The following is a 20,206-nucleotide window of genomic DNA, read 5'->3' on the forward strand; positions in this document are numbered from 1 at the left end:
AACTCCTCAACGATCGCTAGTCAGATTTTTTGTATCTGGTGATTTAGTTGCCTTCGGTACCACTAGCACTTTGTCAACGCGGTTCCCATCCATATCCATCACTTCAATCCGCATACTTTGCCATTCAAAATGATCGGCTGCGGCAGGAATACGACCTAAATGGGTAATGACAAAACCGCCCAAGGTTTGATAACTGCCGCGTTCCTCAGATTCCCACTCTTCCATACCAAAAAGTTCTAAAAACTCCTCTACAGGTAACATCCCATCTAAAAGCCAGGAACCATCTTCGCGTTGCACAGCTTGGGGTTGATCCTGCCCATCTGTTGAAGGAACATCACCGACGATTTCGCTCATGATGTCGTTGAGAGTAACTAATCCTTGAATTACGCCGTATTCATCCACTACTAATGCCATGTGAGTAATGGTTTGCTTGAACAATTCCAAAACTTTCAATCCACGGGTACTTTCTGGCACGAATACGGGTTGTCGCAATCCCACTGTTAAGTCTAGCGCTTCTCCTCGGAAACTCCTGGCTAATAAGTCGGTGACAGGGATAACACCCAGCACGTTGTCAAGTCCTGCCTGACAAACTGGATACCGAGAATAGGCACTATCAACCATTTTTTGACGATTTTCTTCGGCAGTGTCTTCTAAGTCTAACCAGACGATATCGGGACGGGGTGTCATTAAATAGCTGACGGGGCGATCGCCTAAACGAAAGACTCGCTCTACCATATCCTGTTCAGCTTCCTCAAAAGTTCCCGCCTCAGTGCCTTGTTCAATTAAGATTTTTATTTCTTCTTCGGTGACTTGCGGCTCGGTAGAAGCTGTTATTCCCAGCACTCGCAGGATTAAATCTGTAGAAGCACTTAATAGAAAGACTACTGGAGAAGCGATCGCAGCCAAGGCCTGCATCGGAATCGCTACAATCGAGGCAATCCTTTCTGGATTATTTAATGCCAAACGCTTTGGTACCAATTCGCCAACAATCAGCGACAAATAGGTAATGATCAAAACGACTATTCCAAAAGATATCGGTTCGCTATAAGGTGCTAACAAAGGTACAAGTTTTACATAGACTGCCAGTCGGTTGGCAATTGTTGCTCCTCCAAAAGCACCAGTCAGGATACCGATTAGGGAAATACCTACTTGAACGGTTGACAGGAAATGATTTGGAGATTCAGCAAGTGTCAATGCTACCCTAGCCTTGGCATCTCCTTGATTGGCAAGCTGTTGTAGCCTGACTTTCCGGGCTGAGACAATCGCCATCTCAGACATAGAAAACACGCCATTGGCAATAATTAGCACCAAAATGATTAAAATTTCAAAAGTGATGGGGGACATGTTTAAAATTGCCGCTTATCAGAGCGAATGTAGCTCAATACCTAGTATCTAGTATTAAAGGTGCTTCTATAAATGCTTTTACTGTACACAAAGTAATAGTTATTGTTCTTAAGTCTATTAGTTGCTGTGCATTATTCTTCCACCGAAAGAATAAGAAGGCTGTCAACACTTTTAAAATAGTTGACATAAACTGCCTCAAGATTTTCTGACTCACAAAGACTCCCACCGCTAGTTGTACTTATGTCATTTTCTTCTATTGTGCGTGCCTTAGCGCGATCGCCGCTCACCACTGAATTTATTTCTAAGCTAAACCGACAACAAGAATTGCGGTTAAATGGCATTTCTCGATTGCCCAAGGGTTTGGTCGCTTCGGCATTGGCGCAGGCTCAGGGTAAGAATTTGTTCGTAGTTTGCGCCACTCTGGAAGAAGCTGGACGCGTTTATGCACAATTAGAGGCGATGGGATGGCAAACAGTACATTTTTACCCCACCTCCGAGGCTTCTCCCTACGAACCTTTTGACCCGGAAACGGAGATGAGTTGGGGACAAATGCAGGTATTGGCGGATTTGGGAATGGGGAATGGGGAATGGGGAATGGGGAATGGGGAAGAAAACCAGATCCCATCCAATTCTCAATTACCTAAGATGGCTATTGTGGCTACTCAAGGGGCACTGCAACCCCATTTGCCACCACCAGAAGCTTTTAGCGAATTTTGTCTTACCTTGAAGCGGGGGATGGAATTAGACTTAAATGCCTTCAGTGAGAAAATCACGATTCTGGGGTATGAACGAGTACCTCTGGTGGAAATGGAAGGACAATGGAGCCGACGGGGTGATATTGTTGATGTTTTTCCAGTTTCATCTGAGTTTCCAGTCAGATTGGAATGGTTTGGCGATGAAATCGAGCAAATGCGGGAATTTGACCCTGCAACTCAACGTTCGGCACTGGACAAAGTTGATCAATTAATTCTTACTCCCACTAGCTTTGCTCCTATCGTCATGGCATCACTCCAAAATAGTGCTGAGTTCCGAGTGCTGAGTGCTGAGTCAGAAATTAACTCAGAAATTAGCCCTGAGAACTCATCACTCTTGGAAGGGAGCCGTCGCTTTTTGGGGTTGGCTTTCGAGCAACCAGCATCTTTGCTAAATTACTTATCAGAAAATACCCTGATTGCCATTGATGAGCCAGAACAGTGCCATGCTCATAGCGATCGCTGGGTAGAAAATGCTCAGGAACAGTGGAGAATGGGGAATAGGGAAGAGTCTAATATCTTAACATTACCGAAAATTCATCGTTCTTTTGATGAGTGTTTGGCTGATATTGCCAAATTTAAAACACTATATTTATCGGAACTGTCAGAAGAAAATAGCGGGATCAATCTTTCTAGTCGATCGCTGCCAGTCACGCCCCACCAGTTTGCTAAACTCGCTGAAACCATCCGTCAGGAACGCGATCGCAATTTCTCAATCTGGCTGCTTTCTGCTCAACCTTCGCGTTCTGTCTCGTTGTTGCAAGAACATGATTGTCCGGCTCAGTTTATCCCCAATCCCCGCGACTACCAAGCGATAGATAAGCTACAAATTAACCATATTCCCATAGCCCTAAAATATTCTGGTCTTGCGGAACTCGAAGGTTTTATTCTGCCAACATACCGAATAGTAATCGTTACAGATCGAGAATTTTTTGGGCAGCATTCCTTGGCGACTCCCGGCTATATCCGCAAGCGCCACAAAGCTACTTCTAAGCAAGTTGATCCCAATAAGCTGCGTCCAGGCGATTATGTTGTTCACAGAAATCATGGTGTTGGCAAATTTGTCAAGCTGGAAAGTTTGACGATTAATAACGAAACCCGTGATTATTTGGTGGTGCAATATGCTGATGGGTTATTAAGAGTTGCCGCCGATCAAGTAGGTGCTTTATCTCGGTTCCGCGCCGGAGGTGATAAAGCACCGGAACTCAACAAAATGACCGGTAAAGCTTGGGAAAATACCAAGAATAAAGTCCGCAAAGCCATCAGAAAATTGGCGGTAGACTTGTTGAAACTGTATGCAGCGCGATCGCAACAACAAGGTTTTAGCTTTCCCAGTGATATGCCTTGGCAGGAGGAATTGGAAGATTCTTTCCCCTACCAACCCACAACGGATCAACTCAAAGCTGTACAAGATGTGAAACGCGACATGGAAAGCGATCGCCCAATGGATCGCTTAGTTTGTGGCGATGTCGGTTTTGGGAAGACGGAAGTGGCGATTCGTGCTATTTTCAAAGCAGTCACCGCCGGTAAACAAGTGGCACTCCTTGCGCCAACGACAATTTTAACACAGCAGCATTACCATACACTCAAAGAACGTTTTGCACCTTACCCCGTGAATGTCGGCTTGCTCAATCGTTTTCGTTCGGCTGAAGAACGCCGCGATATTCAAAAGCGATTGGCAACGGGTGAACTAGATGTAGTTGTTGGTACACAGCAACTTTTGGGTAAAGGCGTGATGTTCCGGGATTTAGGACTGTTGGTGGTGGATGAAGAACAGAGGTTTGGGGTAAACCAGAAAGAAAAAATTAAAAGCCTGAAAACTCAAGTGGACGTGCTTACCCTCTCCGCCACACCCATTCCCCGAACTTTGTATATGTCCTTGTCGGGAATTCGGGAAATGAGTTTAATTACCACACCACCCCCAACTAGACGAGCGATTAAAACCCATCTGTCACCGATAAATTCTGAAAGTATCCGCAGTGCAATTCGTCAAGAATTAGATAGAGGTGGACAGGTTTTTTATGTAGTTCCGCGAGTGGACGGGATTGAAGAAACCACAGCCAATTTACGAGAAGTTTTGCCGGGAGCTAGATTTGCGATCGCTCACGGTCAAATGGATGAAAGCGAGTTAGAATCAACCATGCTCACTTTCAGCAATGGTGATGCAGATATCCTCGTTTGTACGACAATTATTGAATCTGGCTTAGATATTCCGCGAGTCAACACCATTTTAATTGAAGATGCTCACCGCTTTGGATTGGCACAACTGTATCAATTACGTGGTCGTGTGGGACGCGCAGGTATCCAAGCTCATGCTTGGTTATTTTATCCGAAGCAACGGCAATTATCTGACGCAGCACGGCAACGTTTACGAGCAATTCAGGAATTTACTCAGCTAGGTTCTGGATATCAGCTAGCGATGCGCGACATGGAAATCAGAGGCGTGGGTAACTTGCTAGGTGCTGAACAATCGGGTCAAATGGATGCCATCGGTTTTGATTTATACATGGAAATGCTAGAAGAAGCAATTCGGGAAATCCGAGGACAAGAAATTCCGAAAGTGGAGGATACCCAGATTGACCTTAACCTGACGGCATTTATCCCAGCAGATTATATTACTGATTTGGATCAAAAGATGAGTGCTTATCGGGCGGTGGCAACAGCTAAATCTAAATCAGAATTAAACCAGATTGCAGCCGAGTGGAGCGATCGCTATGGTAGTTTACCAGTCCCTGCAAATCAACTTTTGCGAGTCATGGAACTCAAACAGCTAGCGAAAAAGCTCGGATTTAGCCGCATTAAGCCAGAACAAAAGCAGCACGTCGTTTTAGAAACACCAATGGAGGAACCCGCTTGGAATTTATTGGCGGCGAATTTACCAGACAATCTGAAAACCCGCTTTGTATATTCTCCAGGAAAAGTGACAGTACGCGGATTAGGAGTTTTTAAAGCAGATCAACAATTGCAGAATTTGATTGATGCTTTTGGGAGAATGCAAGGTGCAATTCCAGAGGCGGCTGTTGTTTGATTAGGAGAAAAAGATTAATCATCAAGTGAAAACATATCTCAGACTTACTGAGAAGTACTTTAGAGTAAAATAAGGTGTTCAAAGCATAGACAATCACGAGCAATTGAAAAGAGTGGAAACATGGAAACTAAAACTAAAAGGCAAGCGTTAATCAAGGCTATTAATGAACAAATAGAACTGGCTTATGACGATACATTGCAAGAGATTTTATCACTGTTGAAAATCTGTAAGCAGGAAGATGAGTCAGACGAAAGAGACTTTGAAGATGGATTAAAAGATATCGCAGAAAATGGTACTTTAACTTGGTCAGAACATCAGCAAAAAACTGCATGAGCTACCAAGTAGAAATTTCCAAAAGTGCATCTAAACAACTCAAAAAGTTACCTGTAGATATTCAAGAAAGGCTAGAGAGCAAAATTCAACAATTAGCCCTTGATCCTCGCCCTGATGATGTCGGTAAATTCAAAAATGGTGAAAATCGTTATCGCATTAGGGTAGGAGATTATCGGATTTTGTATCATATTTATGATGATGTCCTAGTCGTAACTGTTGTCAGAGTAGGGCATCGTAGAGAAGTTTATAAAGATGATTGACACTTGAGCTAAATCTTACGTAATGGTTGATTAATGTATCGGCGTAGACCAAACAAAATGCAAAGTGCGATCGCAGCAGCAGCTATTGTTTGAACCATAGCAACCAACATTAATTTGAGTAGCCACAGTTAAGAGCAAACAGTTATGGTTGTTAGCATATTCTTACAAACTAGCTCAACAGGTTTATGAAAATCAGAGCAATCATTCATCCAGCAGAAGAAGGCGGCTATTGGGCTGAGGTTCCCGCCCTTCCCGGTTGTATTACCGAAGGAGACACCATAGAAGAAGTGATGGCTAATTTAAAAGATGCTATTGAAGGTTGGCTTGAAGTTGCCAATAGTCGTAATGTAATTGAGTCAACAGATCAAGTTGTCGAAATTGCTGTATGAAATCGATTTATGGCAAGAAACTTTGTAAGATTGTGGAGCAAAAAGGTTGGGTTTTGCAAAGAATTACTGGCAGTCATCATATTTATGAAAACCCGGAATTAGAAAAAATCCTGTCAATTCCTGTTCACCGCAATCAAGATTTGAAAGTTGGAACCTTGAAAGCTTTGATGAAAATAGCCCAGCTATCTGAAGAAGATTTACTTTAATTTCAAATTACTGCTCTGATTTATCCACTAACTTGCTTGGTTCACCGGGGTAAAAATCATAGTCCACAATCTCTGACAAACTGTAAGGACACTCTAACGGAAAAGTTCGTTTGGGCAAATCTGTTTCTCCAACAGCCAATTGCACACCTTTAAGGTAGGCTTTGCGAAGTGCTTCTTCAAGGTAGGGCTTTAGGCTAGGATTGTCTTCGAGCAGTTCAGCAATATCTAAGCGTTGAATCCGAAGTGTTGCTAACCAGCTACGGCTACGACGTTGTGACTGGTATTGCCATTTTAGTAAATGTCCAATCAACACACTCAGACAGTTTCGCAGTTCTTGACGTTGCTGTTTACCCAAAGATTGAATCTCCTCAATCAGATTTTGCAGATCAATCTGACTCCACTGCTTATTGCGAAGTAAAGTTGCTTGTTCCTGTGTCCAAGCGTAAAAATCAGTTTCGTAGAGGCTTGGTGAAAGCATTGGTATCTTTGGGTTTGTTTCAGGTACACCCATTAGGTTAGTTCAACCTCAATGTCTTTGCTTTTATTGTAGAACTGTCTCAAATACTAGTTCTGCTATTGAGAGCGATCGCGCTTTGCTCTCACCCCAAGCGATCGCACCCTAAAAACCCCAACAGTGTGCAAGCAGAGATAATTTATATATAACTTTCGTAAAGATTAACAGCCATGACTGAGCTACTTGAACAAGCGATCGCTAAACTAAAAAACTTGCCTGCCAATGAACAAGATGCGATCGCGGCGGTGATTTTGGAAGAACTAGAAGATGAACGCCGTTGGGATGAAGCTTTTGCTCGTTCTCCAGATATGCTTGCCAAACTTGCAACCGAGGCAATGGCTGAATATCGTGCAGGTAAAACCCAAGAGTTAGATCCAGATACATTGTGAAGTCACGTATAACCGCTCAGTTTCGTCAAGGGTTTGCTGATCTACCTGAGCAAGTTCAAGAGCATTCCCGATGATTTATAAATATTCAAAAAAGACTTCGGGTACTAATCGTAGTTCACCAGATTTAAAGCGAGAGATATCTATCCATAACGCTTTATGTTTATGATATTGTGATTCTGAAAAAACTAGACTTTCCAGTTGATAAAATTTTGAATCAACAAAGTCACATTGATAAAGCTGAATAATTTCATGACCTTGCCTACCATTAAATGTAAATAGGTTCTCTATACAACCGAGATATTTAATATTCGTTAAGTCTGCCTGAATTTCCTCTTGAAACTCTCGTTTTAAGGCGGCGTGGCTGGTTTCGCCAAAATCAACACCACCGCCTAAAGCCCGATAAAATGTTTCTTGCTTTACGGGATCATAGCCTTCAGAAACAAATATGCGTTCGCCCTTGGCGTTGGCGGAGCCATCGCCATCCCGAATTAGCCCCAAGGCTATTACCCGAATTTCGCCTGCTTTATTCATTTTTATAACTAATTATCGTAAATAGACTGAGGACGACTTTCGCTATCCTCAATAGGCCAATCTGGATTTTCGCCACCGATGTATAATTCCTCAATGGTTACGTATTCCTGACTTAGCTGGGTGAGAGCGTTGATTAAAATATCTAATGCGATCGCATCACTGGTTCCTAAGTCAAACCAACAACGTCCCCACTGTCCCTCATATTCAAACTCACCAATGTTGTGCATCAGTGCTAGCAGGCTTTTGTCATACCCTTGCTCATCATAATTCATGTAGCTGATATCGAGTCCAGTGTCCTGCACCTGAAGATTCTCTGCGTTAAATGCGCCCAATTTACCCAGATAAAACCAGGAATTGAAAACTTCTTCTACATACTGTTTTTCACGTGCAGAAGGATTTGTACTGAATTTCAGCCAAATCCACATATCAAAAGGATTAATTTCGCGGAACTGAATCTCCATTTTGGTCTAATATCTCAATTACTGTTCTGCAAATAAGCATATCAAAGTAGGGAGTGGGGAATTGGGAATTGGGAATTAGGGCTAAGGATTGTTAAGGCTAATAGCATTTTTGCGTTCGCTCTCAATTTGTTTGACTAAATCGCTTGGGAGTTGGGATTTTTTAGTTAATGCTTTGTCAAAATTAGCGATCGCTTCCCGAATCATCTGCTGGCTTTTTTCTTTTTGCCCTAGTTCTTTCAGGATTTGGGCTTTGAGATAATAAATTTCTGGATTATCGGATGTGGTTTTGATCGCTCGATTTACATACTCTAGTGCTTGTGGATACCTTTTTAAATCCCGGTAAGCAAGAGCAATACCCCGATCCACAAGATACCCAGGAGCGGCATTTTTTTCTAAACGTCCAATTGACTGATCGGGACTAGCAAATGGCAAATTAACCGCCAACAATAAATCCATATAACCCTTAATTAAATTCAGTTCTGGATCGTTGGCAGAAATTGCTTCGGCTTTATCTAAATATTCATAAACTTGTCGCAGCCTACTAAAAGCTTGCGGCACACCGTTGACTGTACCCTCACGGGTAATAGTTACTGCTCCTTCTAAAAAATGACCAACAGCAGTGTACAAATTACCACGCAATGGATCGTTGGGAATAAGTTTTTGTCCGGTTTCTAGAGTTTTTTTACTGTAGGTGTCTAGTTTAACCCAATCCTTATTTCCGTATGCCAAAGATGCCTTCATCGCATAAGCTAGAGGTTCATTTGGTTCTTTAGATATTGCTTGTTCCAAATAACGCTCTGCTGCTGGATAGTTGCCCTGTTGGAAAATCGCTTTAAAAGCTGCTTCTGTTTGGTCGCCAATTTGATGAGGTTCGCTATTGCGAAACGGATCGCCAGCCAGGGAGGGATTTACCCAGATATTAAGTGCGATCGCAGCGCCAAAAGCGGTCTGAGCAAAGGTAGTGAGTCTGGTAGGCACTACTAATTGAGGCGAAGAAAACCTTTTAGTCATTTTAACCCTCAGAATAATTGCGGTTGAAATAGTTGTATGTGTTACTTAGAATGCAAAAAATGATTAATTTTTACACTGAGCGTATCGCTAAAACGAAAGCTTCGCTAACGCGCAGCGTCTCGTAGAGAAGTCGAAGTGTTAACTTGCCTTTGCCTCAACCAAAATTTTTTATATAAAGGTTGACTTTAGTAATTTTTCCATGTTTCCAGGCTCGTCATAACCAAAGTTTTCAGGGTGAGTCTGCCACAATGGAGAAAAATTGGATGATTCTTGCTGCTAGATTAAGCTGTTAATCCAGGTAATGGACTATAAATTTTTCTAGAATTTTCCAGGTACTCTCAGTGTAGCTAATCAGTAATTTGCTGACTTTTTGGTAATCTTAACAAATGCTCTATCTCCGAAATGTAAATTATCACCCCACAGCGTGTCCAACAGCGATTCTTAAATCGATCAACTTGGAATTAGCACCCCAGCAGCTAGGTCTGATTATCGGCCCCAGTGGTTCGGGAAAAAGTACTTTACTAGAAATTTTGTCAGGACTAGCCGAACCCACTACTGGCGCACTCTTTTGGCGAGAACAAGAACTTATAGCCGAACAGCTACAACAATTAGCTGGGTTAGTATTTCAGTTTCCAGAACGGCACTTTTGCGGTGGTTCAATTTTAGAAGAATTGCGTTTAGGACATCCTGAGTTAGGGTCAGAAAGAGTTAGACAGGCCCTAACTGAGGTGGGATTAGAGCATTTATCGCTTTCTGCTGCTCCCCATGCTTTGAGTGGTGGTCAACAGAGGCGTTTAGCTTTAGCAGTGCAATTGATTCGCCAGCCAAATTTACTGTTATTGGATGAACCCACTGCTGGGTTAGATTGGTCAATGCGTCGACAACTGGTAAATTTATTAGCAAAGCTGAAACAAGATTGGACGCTATTGGTAGTAACACACGATGCAGGTGATATGTTAGCGATCGCAGATCGTTGCTGGACACTCAACCACGGCGAACTACAATCAGTAGACCCAAAGACACTAGAATCCAAAGTCAAAGAACCTCTACCATCGGTATGAAAGGAGACTTTGGACTGGGGAATGGGGACTGGGGACTGGAGAAAAAAGAATACCCAATGCCCTATCCCAAATGACAAATGACAAATGACAAATGACAAATGACTAACTTATTGCCTGAGATGGCAGAAATTTGGCAGCAAACTCTGAATTGGCAACCAACTGTCCAACAGCAAGGGCAATTCCAAAAGCTTTATGAGTTAATCCTAGAAGGTAATCGGCAACTAAATTTAACTCGCATTACTGACCCTCAAGAGTTTTGGGAAAAACATCTCTGGGATTCTCTACGAGGAATTCTACCCCTATTCTCAGGAAATTTACCCCTAGATTCCCCTACTATCATCGATATTGGTACAGGTGCAGGTTTTCCGGGTGTTCCAGTGGCAATGACAATACCTAATTGCACAATTACTCTTCTCGATTCCACTCAGAAAAAAATTACTTTTCTCGACAATCTATTATCTGAACTTACCCTTACTAATGCTAAAACTCTTGTTGGTAGGGCTGAGGAAATCGGTCAGTACTATAAGCATCGAATGGCTTATGATATTGCACTGATACGCGCTGTAGGGGCAGTTTCTGTTTGTGCAGAATATACCCTACCACTTCTCAAACAGGGAGGTTTAGCCATAATTTATCGCGGTAATTGGACAAAGGATGAAACAACAGCTTTGCAGAATGCTGTGAAGCTGTTAGGTGGCGTTATTGAATCAATCGAACAATTTATAACACCCTTGAGTCACAGCACTCGGCACTGTGTGTATTTACGTAAGGTAGCCACCACACCAGTTCAGTTTCCCCGTCCTGTTGGTGTACCTACTCAAAAGCCTCTTTGACTAATTCGTAATTCGTAATTCGTAATTCGAAAGAGTGCAAGTTTCCACTGGTTGGAATTATGAATTACTTTGATAGGAGTGGAATATTAATATTCCAATGTTTATGCAAGTTTACTGGCTGCTGCAAAACGCTTGTTAATCTCATCCCAATTAACCACATTCCACCAAGCATCTAAATAATCGGCGCGGCGATTCTGGTAATTGAGATAATATGCGTGTTCCCATACGTCATTACCTAAAATGGGATATTTCCCTACACTTAAAGGACTATCTTGGTTAGCTGTAGTTGTCACTTCTAACTTGCCACCTTTATTACGCACTAGCCAAACCCAACCACTACCAAAACGACTAGCACCAGCTTCGTTAAATTGTTTTTTGAAAGCTGCAAAAGAGCCAAAACTTTGATTAATTGCGGAGGCTATATTTCCTGTTGGTTCTCCCCCGCCTTTTGGCTTCATAATTTCCCAAAACATTGAGTGGTTCACATGGCCACCACCATTATTTCGTACTGTTCTGCGAATATCTTGTGGTACATTGTCAAGTCTCTGCAACAGTTCTTCAATAGTTTTGCCTTTGAGTTCTGGGTGTTTATCTAACGCTGCATTCAAGTTTTTTACATAAGTTGCGTGGTGTTTATCATGATGAAACTGCATCGTTTTAGCATCGATGTGTGGTTCAAGTGCTTCGTAAGCGTAAGCTAAAGGCGGTAGTTGGATAGCACCTGTTTTATCTGATGTTTTATTTGGTGTTGTATTTGGTGTTGTTTCAGGAGTTGTAGTATTTCCATTAGGAGATTTCTCTACCGATGCACAAGCATCTAATGCAAAAGCACCCGCACCGGCTGTAAGTAAAAACAAGAAATTGCGTCGATTAATAGCCATATAACTTTTTGCAGCTAATCAATTAAGTCTCTATTGCAGTTTTTATTTTCTTAGATTTTGGCTACAAAAAATTGGGAATTACGATTATTTCTGGTAGTTTAAGAAACTATTTATAAAATTCTGTCGCCAGTTTTGGGATCAAATACAAACAAGTGATTTAAATCAAGTTGTAGAGAAAGGCGATCGCCTGGACGCGGACGCACATCCGCACCCACCTGAATATTCAATACCACGGCCGAACCAGGTAAAGCAGCACGAATCAAAGTTTCTCTTCCCAAAGGTTCAACCAGCTTAACTTCTACAATCAGGTGACTCTCATTTTCTTCTTGGCGACTTCTCTCCGAGACGCTGCGAGAAGGCGGTTCGTTAATAAAAATATGCTCTGGACGAATACCCAAGTCATAACTGTGTTCCTGACGCAACTGTAATTTTTCTTTTACAACTGCTGGAACCGTTAATAACTGTCCACTGACATCAAAACCGTTATTATGATAGATTGCAGTCAAGATATTCATTGGTGGACTGCCTAAAAAACTTGCAACCATCTGATTAGCAGGACTTGCATAAATAGTTTGGGGATCGCCAATTTGCTGAATTCGCCCGCGATTTAGCACAACAATTTTATCAGCCAAAGTCATTGCTTCAACTTGATCGTGGGTGACGTAAATTGTGGTAATTCCTAATTCTTGATGTAACTGTTTTAATTCTGCCCTTGTATCGTCGCGTAATTGGGCATCTAAATTAGATAAAGGTTCATCAAGTAAAAAAACTTGGGGTTCACGAGCGATCGCTCTTCCTAATGCTACCCGTTGTTGCTGTCCTCCAGAAAGTTGTTTGGGTTTACGATCCAGCAAGTGATCCAGAGAAAGCGATCGCGCCACATTCATCACTCGTTCTTGAATGATTTTCCGGTCAACCTTCCGCATCTGCAAGCCAAAGCCGATATTTTGGGCCACGCTCATGTGAGGATAGAGGGCGTAGTTTTGGAATACCATCGCCACATCTCGCTGTCTGGCTGGGATATTATTCACCAAGCGATCGCCAATAAAGAGTTTACCTGATGTGGCGGTTTCTAAACCTGCGATCGTTCGCAAAATTGTAGATTTACCACAACCTGATGGCCCAACTAAAACCCAAAACTCACCATCAGGAATTTCAAAGGTAATATCCTCGATCGCGGTGACATTATTGAATCTACGTTTAATATCTTCTAGACGAACATTTGCCATTATCTGATTTGATATTTTCAGTTTAGGATCATGCGGCACTTCCAACTAAGCACTAGGAGATTTTATCCGCACCCTTCGAGGAACTGTGAGGCTGCCTTGTAAATGCAGAAACTTGGTTATCTTACACAACTCTAATCAGAAATTTTAGAGCCTCATTCACTGCATCGGCATTGGGAAAAACCTATGGAGAATAAGGTTCTAAGCGAATTTCTGTCTTACCAAAACTCTTTCGTTTAGCGCCGAACTTTCTGATCGTTAGACTCTTTAAGTCATACTCTGATCGTAAACGACAGCATGATATTTTTGACTTCTCACACATCCTCTAAACAAAGTTCAATTACTTCTTTCATGTTAGCCATCAACTCATCAATTGTTTCTCCTTGACTGTAACAGGCTTGTAGCTGAGGGACTTCTCCGACATAGTAGCCATCTTCATCCCGTTCAATGATGACGTAGAATTCTCGGTTGGTGGGATTGATCATAATCTATTTGTACGTAGACTCAAAATCATTTTTCTGGATTCTTCGACCAAGCAGGGTGAGAGAGTAAAGAAGCGAAGACTCTTACCCCCCGCAGCTGATTAGAGAGGGGTAAGTGACCTCTAGGCGCACTCAAATCCCAGGTAAAGCTGTTAGGGTATCGCGTCCAGTTATTACCTTCTTTCCAGCCAATTTTCGGCCAGAAATTCTCCCAATTTTTACCCAAACTCAACCAGATTTCTCGCTGCACTGAAAAGCCAAATTTACCTTCGGAGTGGACTAACCAGAGGTTGTTAATGGTTTGTAAGTCAACAGCCGAGGTCTTTTCTACCTCAGTAAAATACAACCATTTTCGTTGTACAGCCGTTGGCCCTGATAGTTCACACATTTTTTCGATGGTGACGCGATCGGCTGCTTGAAAGTCTTGAGCAGCAAGTAGCTGTTGCAAAGAATTGTAGTTAATCCCGCATTCTGATTTTAGAGGTACAATTCCTTCAGGAAAACAGGAGCGCAAAAAGTCTTTGGCTTGAGGTGCATCAGAGTTATAGAGGACTTGGTAAGCTTTGCCATCAATCCAAGTCGCTGGGTTCTCACGTCGTTTCAGTAAAAATTCCATCAACACGTCTAATCCCTCATTACCCAACTCAGCTAACTGTGGGATTATCTGTTGTTGGACTTTTTCAGACCCGGCGATTAACGGTCGTCGGAGGGAGTCGATGTCATTTGCAGGGCCTGATAAAATCATTGGGTCTGTCATGCCATTCTTGTGTTAACGGTCAGTGAAAGAGCGGTAAGCTATCGGGCTTCACCTTGGAAAAGTATTGATAGCGAAAAGTAGTTTACTATTTTTAATCGTACAAAATTGCGATCGCTTCACTGAAATCCCACACTTAATCCCCAAATAATGTACAAGGGGAATAGGGGGAAAATCTTTGCCTTATGGCTTGGTAAACAAAAGACATAGCAAAATATACAAGCCTGCCACATAAGGATTTTTTGACTAGCAGCGTATCGATTAGGAGTGTGTGAACGATGTACGAAAAGATTACCCCCCCCGCAGCCGGAGCAAAGATCACCTTCAAAAATGGTGAACCAATCGTACCGGACAATCCAATTATCCCCTTTATTCGTGGCGACGGCACAGGTATCGACATCTGGCCTGCTACCCAAAAAGTTCTCGATGCTGCGGTAGCTAAAGCATATAAGGGTCAGCGTCAAATCAGCTGGTTCAAGGTTTACGCTGGGGACGAAGCTTGCGATTTATATGGTACTTATCAGTATTTACCTCAAGACACTCTCACGGCAATTGAAGAATATGGTGTAGCTATTAAAGGGCCTTTGACTACTCCCATTGGGGGGGGAATTCGTTCTTTAAATGTGGCACTACGGCAAATTTTTGACTTGTATGCTTGCGTGCGTCCTTGCCGTTACTATGCAGGTACGCCCTCACCGCACAAAAACCCCGAAAAGCTGGATGTAATTGTTTATCGGGAAAATACAGAAGATATTTATTTAGGGATTGAGTGGCGACAAGGTAGCGAAATCGGCGATCGCTTAATTAAGATTCTTAACGAAGAACTAATCCCCGCCACCCCAGAACATGGGAAAAAACGCATTCCTCTTGATTCTGGTATTGGCATCAAACCCATCAGCAAAACTGGTTCTCAGCGCCTAGTCAGACGTGCCATCAAACACGCTTTGCTATTGCCCAAAAACAAGCAACAAGTGACTTTGGTGCATAAGGGCAACATCATGAAGTACACTGAAGGCGCTTTCCGCGACTGGGGTTATGAATTAGCAACCAGTGAATTTCGCCAAGAAACTGTTACAGAACAAGAATCTTGGATTTTGAGTAACAAGGAGAAAAATCCGAATATTTCCTTGGAAGAAAATGCCCGCCAGATTGAACCTGGGTTTGATAATCTCACTCCAGACAAGAAAGCGCAAGTTGTCAAGGAAGTCGAAACTGTTCTTAACACCATTTGGGCAACCCACGGCGATGGCAAATGGAAAGAGAAAGTTTTGGTGAATGACCGGATTGCTGACAGTATTTTCCAACAAATCCAAACCAGACCGGATGAGTATTCGATTTTGGCGACGATGAACTTAAACGGCGATTACTTATCTGATGCCGCCGCAGCCATTGTTGGTGGTTTAGGAATGGGGCCAGGGGCAAATATTGGTGATTCTAGTGCCATATTTGAAGCTACCCACGGCACCGCACCCAAACACGCCGGCTTAGATCGGATTAATCCGGGTTCAGTGATTTTGTCTGGTGTGATGATGCTGGAATTTATGGGTTGGCAAGAAGCCGCAGACCTAATTAAGAAAGGTTTAAGCGATGCGATCGCAAATAGTCAAGTCACCTACGATTTAGCCCGTTTGCTAGAACCGCCTGTTGAACCCTTAAAATGTTCTGAATTTGCCGACGCAATTATTCAGCATTTTGGTTAAGTCTACTAGGGTTAATTAGTCGAATAAAAGACTTCTCCCTGGTTTTACTATGTAAAACCTGTCCCTCTCCGATTCGGAGAGGGAAAGAGTGGTTTAAGACCTGACTTTTCACGGAATGTGGAAAGTCAGACCCTGAAAGCATCATGCTTTTCAATAAGAGAACTCCAAAAATTAAATTACTTCCTCCATTGCAGACGACAATCAGATATTTTCTCTCTCTGCTTACTCCGCGATTGATTATTTTTTTATTTGAAAGTCCCTAACTGGTTCCGCCGACATTTAGCTAGAGTTTCTTGAAGTATCTGGCGATCGGTAACAGCTTGAAGCCCAGCTTTTCATAGGTGCGGCGTGCTGGGGCATGACCTGGATCACCTCCAGTTTCGACCATAGCAACAGACATTCCAGCATCTTTCATCCAATCAAGGGCAAATTGTGTCAGAGCGCTGCCAATGCCGTGACCTTGAAAGTCTGGATCGACAGCGACCATGTAGATTTCACCCATGCTGGTTTCTGAGTGTAGTTTCAGGGCTACAAAGCCCACGGTTGAATCAGCATCGATAGCAACCCATACATTTGTGTCCTCTGCACCGCAGACACCCTCGACAGCCTTTTGCTGGCTCACACGCCAATCGGGATAGAATTCCTGGTAAACGTCAAAGTCCATCACTTTCTGAATCGAATCAAAGACCGGAGTCCATGCTCGAAGCGAAAGACGAATGACTGCATCAAGTTGATGAGCCTCGTAAGGTTCAATCCGCATTTCCATCTGAACTCCAGTTAACTCCAAAGGTTCCCAAGTAATGAAGCCACCGAACTATTATTTAAATCACTCCCTTCCCAACCCCGTGGAAAGTAAGAGTTAAAGACAGAGAGAGGTTCACCGAACTCACTTACACTAATTGCTTTAACTGTGATTTCGCTAATTTATCAGGTGCGCTCGCTCCATTCTCTGTAATGATGGCTGTAATTAACTCAGCCGGAGTCACATCAAAAGCTGGGTTGTAAAAATCGACACCTTCAGGTGTGAGAATAGTATCCCCGACTTGATATATTTCTGTTGGATCGCGTTCTTCAATGGGAATTTTACTGCCATCGGCTAATTCAAAATCAACGGTGGAAAGGGGTGCAGCCACAAAGAAGGGGATATTATGTGCCTTAGCTGCGATCGCAACACTATACGTACCAATTTTATTAGCAGTGTCACCATTAGCAGCAATTCGGTCAGCACCCACAACTACAGCATGAATCAAACCCTGTTTCATACAATGGGCTGCCATATTATCAGTAATTAATGTCACTGGAATACCTTCTTGCACACATTCCCAAGCGGTGAGTTTTGCGCCTTGTAAGCGAGGACGAGTTTCGTCGGCAAATAAACGTTCTAAACGTCCTTCCCTCCAAGCAGAACGCACAACCCCCAAAGCTGTACCATATCCGGCTGTAGCTAATGCCCCAGCGTTGCAGTGAGTAAGTAATCTTAGCTTTTCTGGGGTAGCGGGTAACACTGACAAACCATGATCGCCGATCGCTTGACAGGTTTGCAAATCTTCAATATTAATCGCTTGGGCTGTTTGGAAAAGGGTTTCCTTAATTTCTTCAACAGTTCCCAGTGTTTCGTAGGCGGCTTTCGTCATCCGGCTAATTGCCCAAAATAAATTCACCGCCGTCGGACGAGTAGAACGCAACAACTGGGCTACTTTATCTAAGTGTTGCAAAAATTCGGTGCGATCGCTTGTTTCAATTTCCCTTGCGCCAAGATACATTCCATAAGCCGCAGCCACACCAATTGCAGGCGCACCCCGAACAATCATAGTCTTAATCGCCCGCGCCATATCTTCACTGCGGTGAATTTCTACAAATGTATATTCGTTGGGTAGGCGAGTTTGGTCAATTAGTGACACTGAATTGTTGTGCCAAATAACGGGATAAACCTGCTTTGTGGAAGGTGTCATAGAAAGCGGTAAAGACATGAGTAGCAAATACTTAAATGTTACTTGATATTACGTGTTTGAACTAAAGGCTGCGATCGCTAAGGGACTTCCAAGAAATAAATTATCCAAATAAACGAACACAGAGACACAGAGAGAGGAGAAATAGAGAGAGTTTTTGCGTCAGTTTTGGAACATTTTTATTTGGAAGTCCCTAATACAGCAGGGAGTGGTTTTATCGGGATCAAAACCCTGATCATTCCTCAAATTTCGAGATATCACTGAGTAATAACAAACATTACGAATAACCAGAGCATCACAGTAAAAAGCAGTTTAATAGATTGATATTGCTACGTCAATTAAAAATACTTAAACTGTTTTATGCGCTTACTTAACATATCCTGGAAACGAACGAGCAAAAAGTATTATTACTTTCTGCTATCCCTTAGTCTGGCGTTGCTGTTGCTGTTCACTTCAGTAGATTTGAGTAAAGCAGAGGAAATTAATAGCACTAGCCAGCCAAACAACAATTCTGGTCAGACAAGCACTACAACATCCAGTCAGCAAACTGGTACTCAAGCGGCAATCATACCCGAAGTTACGTCTATAAAAAGCATCAGTCCTAAAGAGTTTTACATCAGTATTCCTCAGTCGATTATACCAGAAGATAACAGTAGGTATAATAACGAACGTATTAATGTAGTGGTGAGAGGACAGAACTTTCCCAAGCAAGACAATTCGCCTCAAAATAAAATTGAGATAAAAATTGGTAAGTTCTCTAATATTGCGATCGCTAGGGCAAAAGTTGCAGAAGATAGAAAGGCGATTTTTGCCAGCTTTAATAACGAGCAGCTAGCAAAATTGAACACTGGAAAAAACCCTGTGATTGTTGAGGTGGGAGGTAATGCCACTAATATAGATATAGACTCTCAAGAGGCTGACGACGAACTTCAGGTCATAGTAGAGCGCCCTGTGAGCAGTTGGACAACGCTGATCGTGTTTATAATTACAGCAATTTGTGTATTAATACTTTCGGTAATAATCTATCTGCTGACAAAAAATGCCTATTCGCTGATTAGAAAAGCAAACAAACTAAACTTTTTAGAGTGGTTCTTGGTGGATGTCCAAACCAACACTTATAGTCTGGCGCGTGCCCAGTTTATCTGGTGGTTGGCTATCATCGTTTTTGGCTATCTATTTCTTTTGATTGGGCGCGGATTGTTTCGACGCACATGGGAGTTCATTCCGCTATCAGGATTTGGCTATACCTTCCTAATTAGTTTAGCAACACTGGTAACGGCGCAAGCAACCTCTGAAATTCGTGGCAGCAAGGGATCTGGGGAAGTAAATCCTGGGTGGTCAGATTTGATTGTACATGGTGGTGTAGTAGCCCTGGAGCGCGTACAGCAAATAGTTTGGAACTTAATTATTGGCATTGCTTTTATCGTCATCCTTGTGGTAACTTATCCAACCGCATCTTCTTTCCCAACTATCCCCTCTGAACTGTTAGCACTAATAGGAATTAGTGCTACTGGTTACATCGGAGGCAAAGCTATCCGCAAGCCTGGGCCTAATATTAATCAAGTAGTCCTTTACGGGAAAGATCCTAAGTCTCCCGATTACATTACCATCGCTGGTGCTAACTTCTCATTAGGAGGGAAAATATCAATCTCAGAGGAAAAGGTGGAAAATAATACACAAATAAAGGATGCTGGGGTGATAGTTCAAATGGTGTACTTAGACAGCACTAAGGAAGAAATTTTAGGAACACTGGTTGAGCTAAAAAAAGACGACATAGTTACAATCAAGCCTGACCCTGATGCTCCTATGGAGTTTTGCAGAAGATTTAAAATCCCTCTCAAAGACCTTAATCTCAAAGACATTGAAGGGCTTCAAAATAACTGGCTAGAAAAATTTTATGACCATTATGTTAAAAAAGAAGTAAAAATAACTATTATCAATGCTGATGGACAGAAGGCTGTGTGGGATGGTTCTATTATCACACCTGAACGAGAAGTACCTCCGCCAGCGACAGAACCAGAACCAAAAGACGAAATACCTTTACCAACGACAGAACTAAAAGAATAATCATCTGATACTTAATTTTCAGTTTTCCCCATGTT

The 20,206-nt window shown here is 42.5% G+C and carries 21 protein-coding genes; 10 read left to right on the plus strand and 11 right to left on the minus strand.

The window, feature by feature from the left end; genetic code table 11:
* Positions 1–6: 6 nt before the first annotated feature.
* Positions 7–1,344 (minus strand): hemolysin family protein, encoded by a 1,338-nt coding sequence (locus V7K69_RS30650; RefSeq protein ID WP_335041658.1) that lies wholly within the window; start codon positions 1,342–1,344, stop codon positions 7–9.
* A gap of 240 nt (positions 1,345–1,584) precedes the next feature.
* Between V7K69_RS30650 and mfd the strand changes: the two genes are divergently transcribed.
* The 5 genes from mfd to V7K69_RS30675 all read left to right on the plus strand — a co-directional run bounded on the left by mfd (position 1,585) and on the right by V7K69_RS30675 (position 6,312).
* Positions 1,585–5,124: a transcription-repair coupling factor gene (gene mfd, locus V7K69_RS30655; protein WP_335041660.1), complete on the plus strand. Its 3,540-nt coding sequence runs from the start codon at positions 1,585–1,587 to the stop codon at positions 5,122–5,124.
* 120 nt (positions 5,125–5,244) lie between these two features.
* The gene (locus V7K69_RS30660) at positions 5,245–5,457 is read left to right on the plus strand and encodes a hypothetical protein (protein WP_335041662.1); all 213 of its coding nucleotides are present in this window, start codon (positions 5,245–5,247) and stop codon (positions 5,455–5,457) included.
* Entirely contained in the window at positions 5,454–5,717 is a 264-nt protein-coding gene (locus V7K69_RS30665; RefSeq protein ID WP_335041664.1) for a type II toxin-antitoxin system RelE family toxin, read from the plus strand. Before V7K69_RS30660 ends, V7K69_RS30665 begins: the two co-directional genes overlap by 4 nt.
* A 185-nt stretch (positions 5,718–5,902) precedes the next feature.
* Positions 5,903–6,106 (plus strand): type II toxin-antitoxin system HicB family antitoxin, encoded by a 204-nt coding sequence (locus V7K69_RS30670; protein ID WP_323231850.1) that lies wholly within the window; start codon positions 5,903–5,905, stop codon positions 6,104–6,106.
* Complete coding sequence (locus V7K69_RS30675) at positions 6,103–6,312, plus strand: type II toxin-antitoxin system HicA family toxin (protein ID WP_335041667.1); 210 nt, start codon at positions 6,103–6,105, stop codon at positions 6,310–6,312. Before V7K69_RS30670 ends, V7K69_RS30675 begins: the two co-directional genes overlap by 4 nt.
* A 7-nt stretch (positions 6,313–6,319) precedes the next feature.
* On the opposite strand, the gene V7K69_RS30680 is transcribed toward V7K69_RS30675, so the two are convergent.
* A complete protein-coding gene (locus tag V7K69_RS30680; protein ID WP_335041669.1) occupies positions 6,320–6,790 on the minus strand; it encodes a DUF29 domain-containing protein in 471 nt (156 codons plus the stop codon).
* 206 nt (positions 6,791–6,996) lie between these two features.
* On the opposite strand from V7K69_RS30680, the gene V7K69_RS30685 reads away from it, so the two are divergent.
* Positions 6,997–7,215: a hypothetical protein gene (locus tag V7K69_RS30685; RefSeq protein ID WP_335041672.1), complete on the plus strand. Its 219-nt coding sequence runs from the start codon at positions 6,997–6,999 to the stop codon at positions 7,213–7,215.
* Between the two features lie 75 nt (positions 7,216–7,290).
* On the opposite strand, the gene V7K69_RS30690 is transcribed toward V7K69_RS30685, so the two are convergent.
* The 3 genes from V7K69_RS30690 to V7K69_RS30700 all read right to left on the minus strand — a co-directional run bounded on the left by V7K69_RS30690 (position 7,291) and on the right by V7K69_RS30700 (position 9,218).
* Entirely contained in the window at positions 7,291–7,746 is a 456-nt protein-coding gene (locus V7K69_RS30690; RefSeq protein ID WP_335041674.1) for an NUDIX hydrolase, read from the minus strand.
* A gap of 8 nt (positions 7,747–7,754) precedes the next feature.
* Positions 7,755–8,207: a DUF3531 family protein gene (locus V7K69_RS30695; RefSeq protein WP_069070833.1), complete on the minus strand. Its 453-nt coding sequence runs from the start codon at positions 8,205–8,207 to the stop codon at positions 7,755–7,757.
* An 81-nt stretch (positions 8,208–8,288) separates the two neighbouring features.
* Positions 8,289–9,218, minus strand: a complete 930-nt coding sequence (locus V7K69_RS30700) for a Sll0314/Alr1548 family TPR repeat-containing protein (RefSeq protein ID WP_335041676.1) — start codon at positions 9,216–9,218, stop codon at positions 8,289–8,291.
* A gap of 386 nt (positions 9,219–9,604) precedes the next feature.
* On the opposite strand from V7K69_RS30700, the gene V7K69_RS30705 reads away from it, so the two are divergent.
* On the plus strand, positions 9,605–10,279 hold the full coding sequence (locus V7K69_RS30705; RefSeq protein WP_185585377.1) for an ABC transporter ATP-binding protein: 675 nt from the start codon (positions 9,605–9,607) through the stop codon (positions 10,277–10,279).
* Between the two features lie 98 nt (positions 10,280–10,377).
* Entirely contained in the window at positions 10,378–11,112 is a 735-nt protein-coding gene (rsmG, locus tag V7K69_RS30710) for a 16S rRNA (guanine(527)-N(7))-methyltransferase RsmG (RefSeq protein WP_335041680.1), read from the plus strand.
* A 101-nt stretch (positions 11,113–11,213) separates the two neighbouring features.
* Here rsmG and V7K69_RS30715 read toward each other — a convergent pair whose 3' ends face one another.
* The 4 genes from V7K69_RS30715 to V7K69_RS30730 all read right to left on the minus strand — a co-directional run bounded on the left by V7K69_RS30715 (position 11,214) and on the right by V7K69_RS30730 (position 14,458).
* The gene (locus tag V7K69_RS30715; RefSeq protein ID WP_335041682.1) at positions 11,214–11,993 is read right to left on the minus strand and encodes a superoxide dismutase; all 780 of its coding nucleotides are present in this window, start codon (positions 11,991–11,993) and stop codon (positions 11,214–11,216) included.
* A 110-nt stretch (positions 11,994–12,103) separates the two neighbouring features.
* Positions 12,104–13,222, minus strand: coding sequence for an ABC transporter ATP-binding protein (locus V7K69_RS30720; RefSeq protein ID WP_335041685.1), 1,119 nt, complete (start codon positions 13,220–13,222; stop codon positions 12,104–12,106).
* Between the two features lie 311 nt (positions 13,223–13,533).
* Entirely contained in the window at positions 13,534–13,704 is a 171-nt protein-coding gene (locus tag V7K69_RS30725) for a type II toxin-antitoxin system HicB family antitoxin (protein WP_334809436.1), read from the minus strand.
* Between the two features lie 25 nt (positions 13,705–13,729).
* A complete protein-coding gene (locus V7K69_RS30730; protein WP_335041688.1) occupies positions 13,730–14,458 on the minus strand; it encodes a GUN4 domain-containing protein in 729 nt (242 codons plus the stop codon).
* 275 nt (positions 14,459–14,733) lie between these two features.
* Between V7K69_RS30730 and V7K69_RS30735 the strand changes: the two genes are divergently transcribed.
* Entirely contained in the window at positions 14,734–16,155 is a 1,422-nt protein-coding gene (locus tag V7K69_RS30735) for an NADP-dependent isocitrate dehydrogenase (RefSeq protein ID WP_163939025.1), read from the plus strand.
* Between the two features lie 283 nt (positions 16,156–16,438).
* Here V7K69_RS30735 and V7K69_RS30740 read toward each other — a convergent pair whose 3' ends face one another.
* Positions 16,439–16,921, minus strand: coding sequence for a GNAT family N-acetyltransferase (locus tag V7K69_RS30740; RefSeq protein WP_335041690.1), 483 nt, complete (start codon positions 16,919–16,921; stop codon positions 16,439–16,441).
* Positions 16,922–17,045: 124 nt separating this feature from the next.
* Positions 17,046–18,107: an S-methyl-5-thioribose-1-phosphate isomerase gene (gene mtnA / locus V7K69_RS30745; RefSeq protein ID WP_335041848.1), complete on the minus strand. Its 1,062-nt coding sequence runs from the start codon at positions 18,105–18,107 to the stop codon at positions 17,046–17,048.
* 438 nt (positions 18,108–18,545) lie between these two features.
* Between mtnA and V7K69_RS30750 the strand changes: the two genes are divergently transcribed.
* A complete protein-coding gene (locus tag V7K69_RS30750; protein WP_335041692.1) occupies positions 18,546–20,171 on the plus strand; it encodes a hypothetical protein in 1,626 nt (541 codons plus the stop codon).
* Positions 20,172–20,206: the final 35 nt, after the last annotated feature.

The organism is Nostoc sp. (assembly GCF_036917775.1).
Classification (GTDB): Bacteria; Cyanobacteriota; Cyanobacteriia; order Cyanobacteriales; family Nostocaceae; genus Nostoc.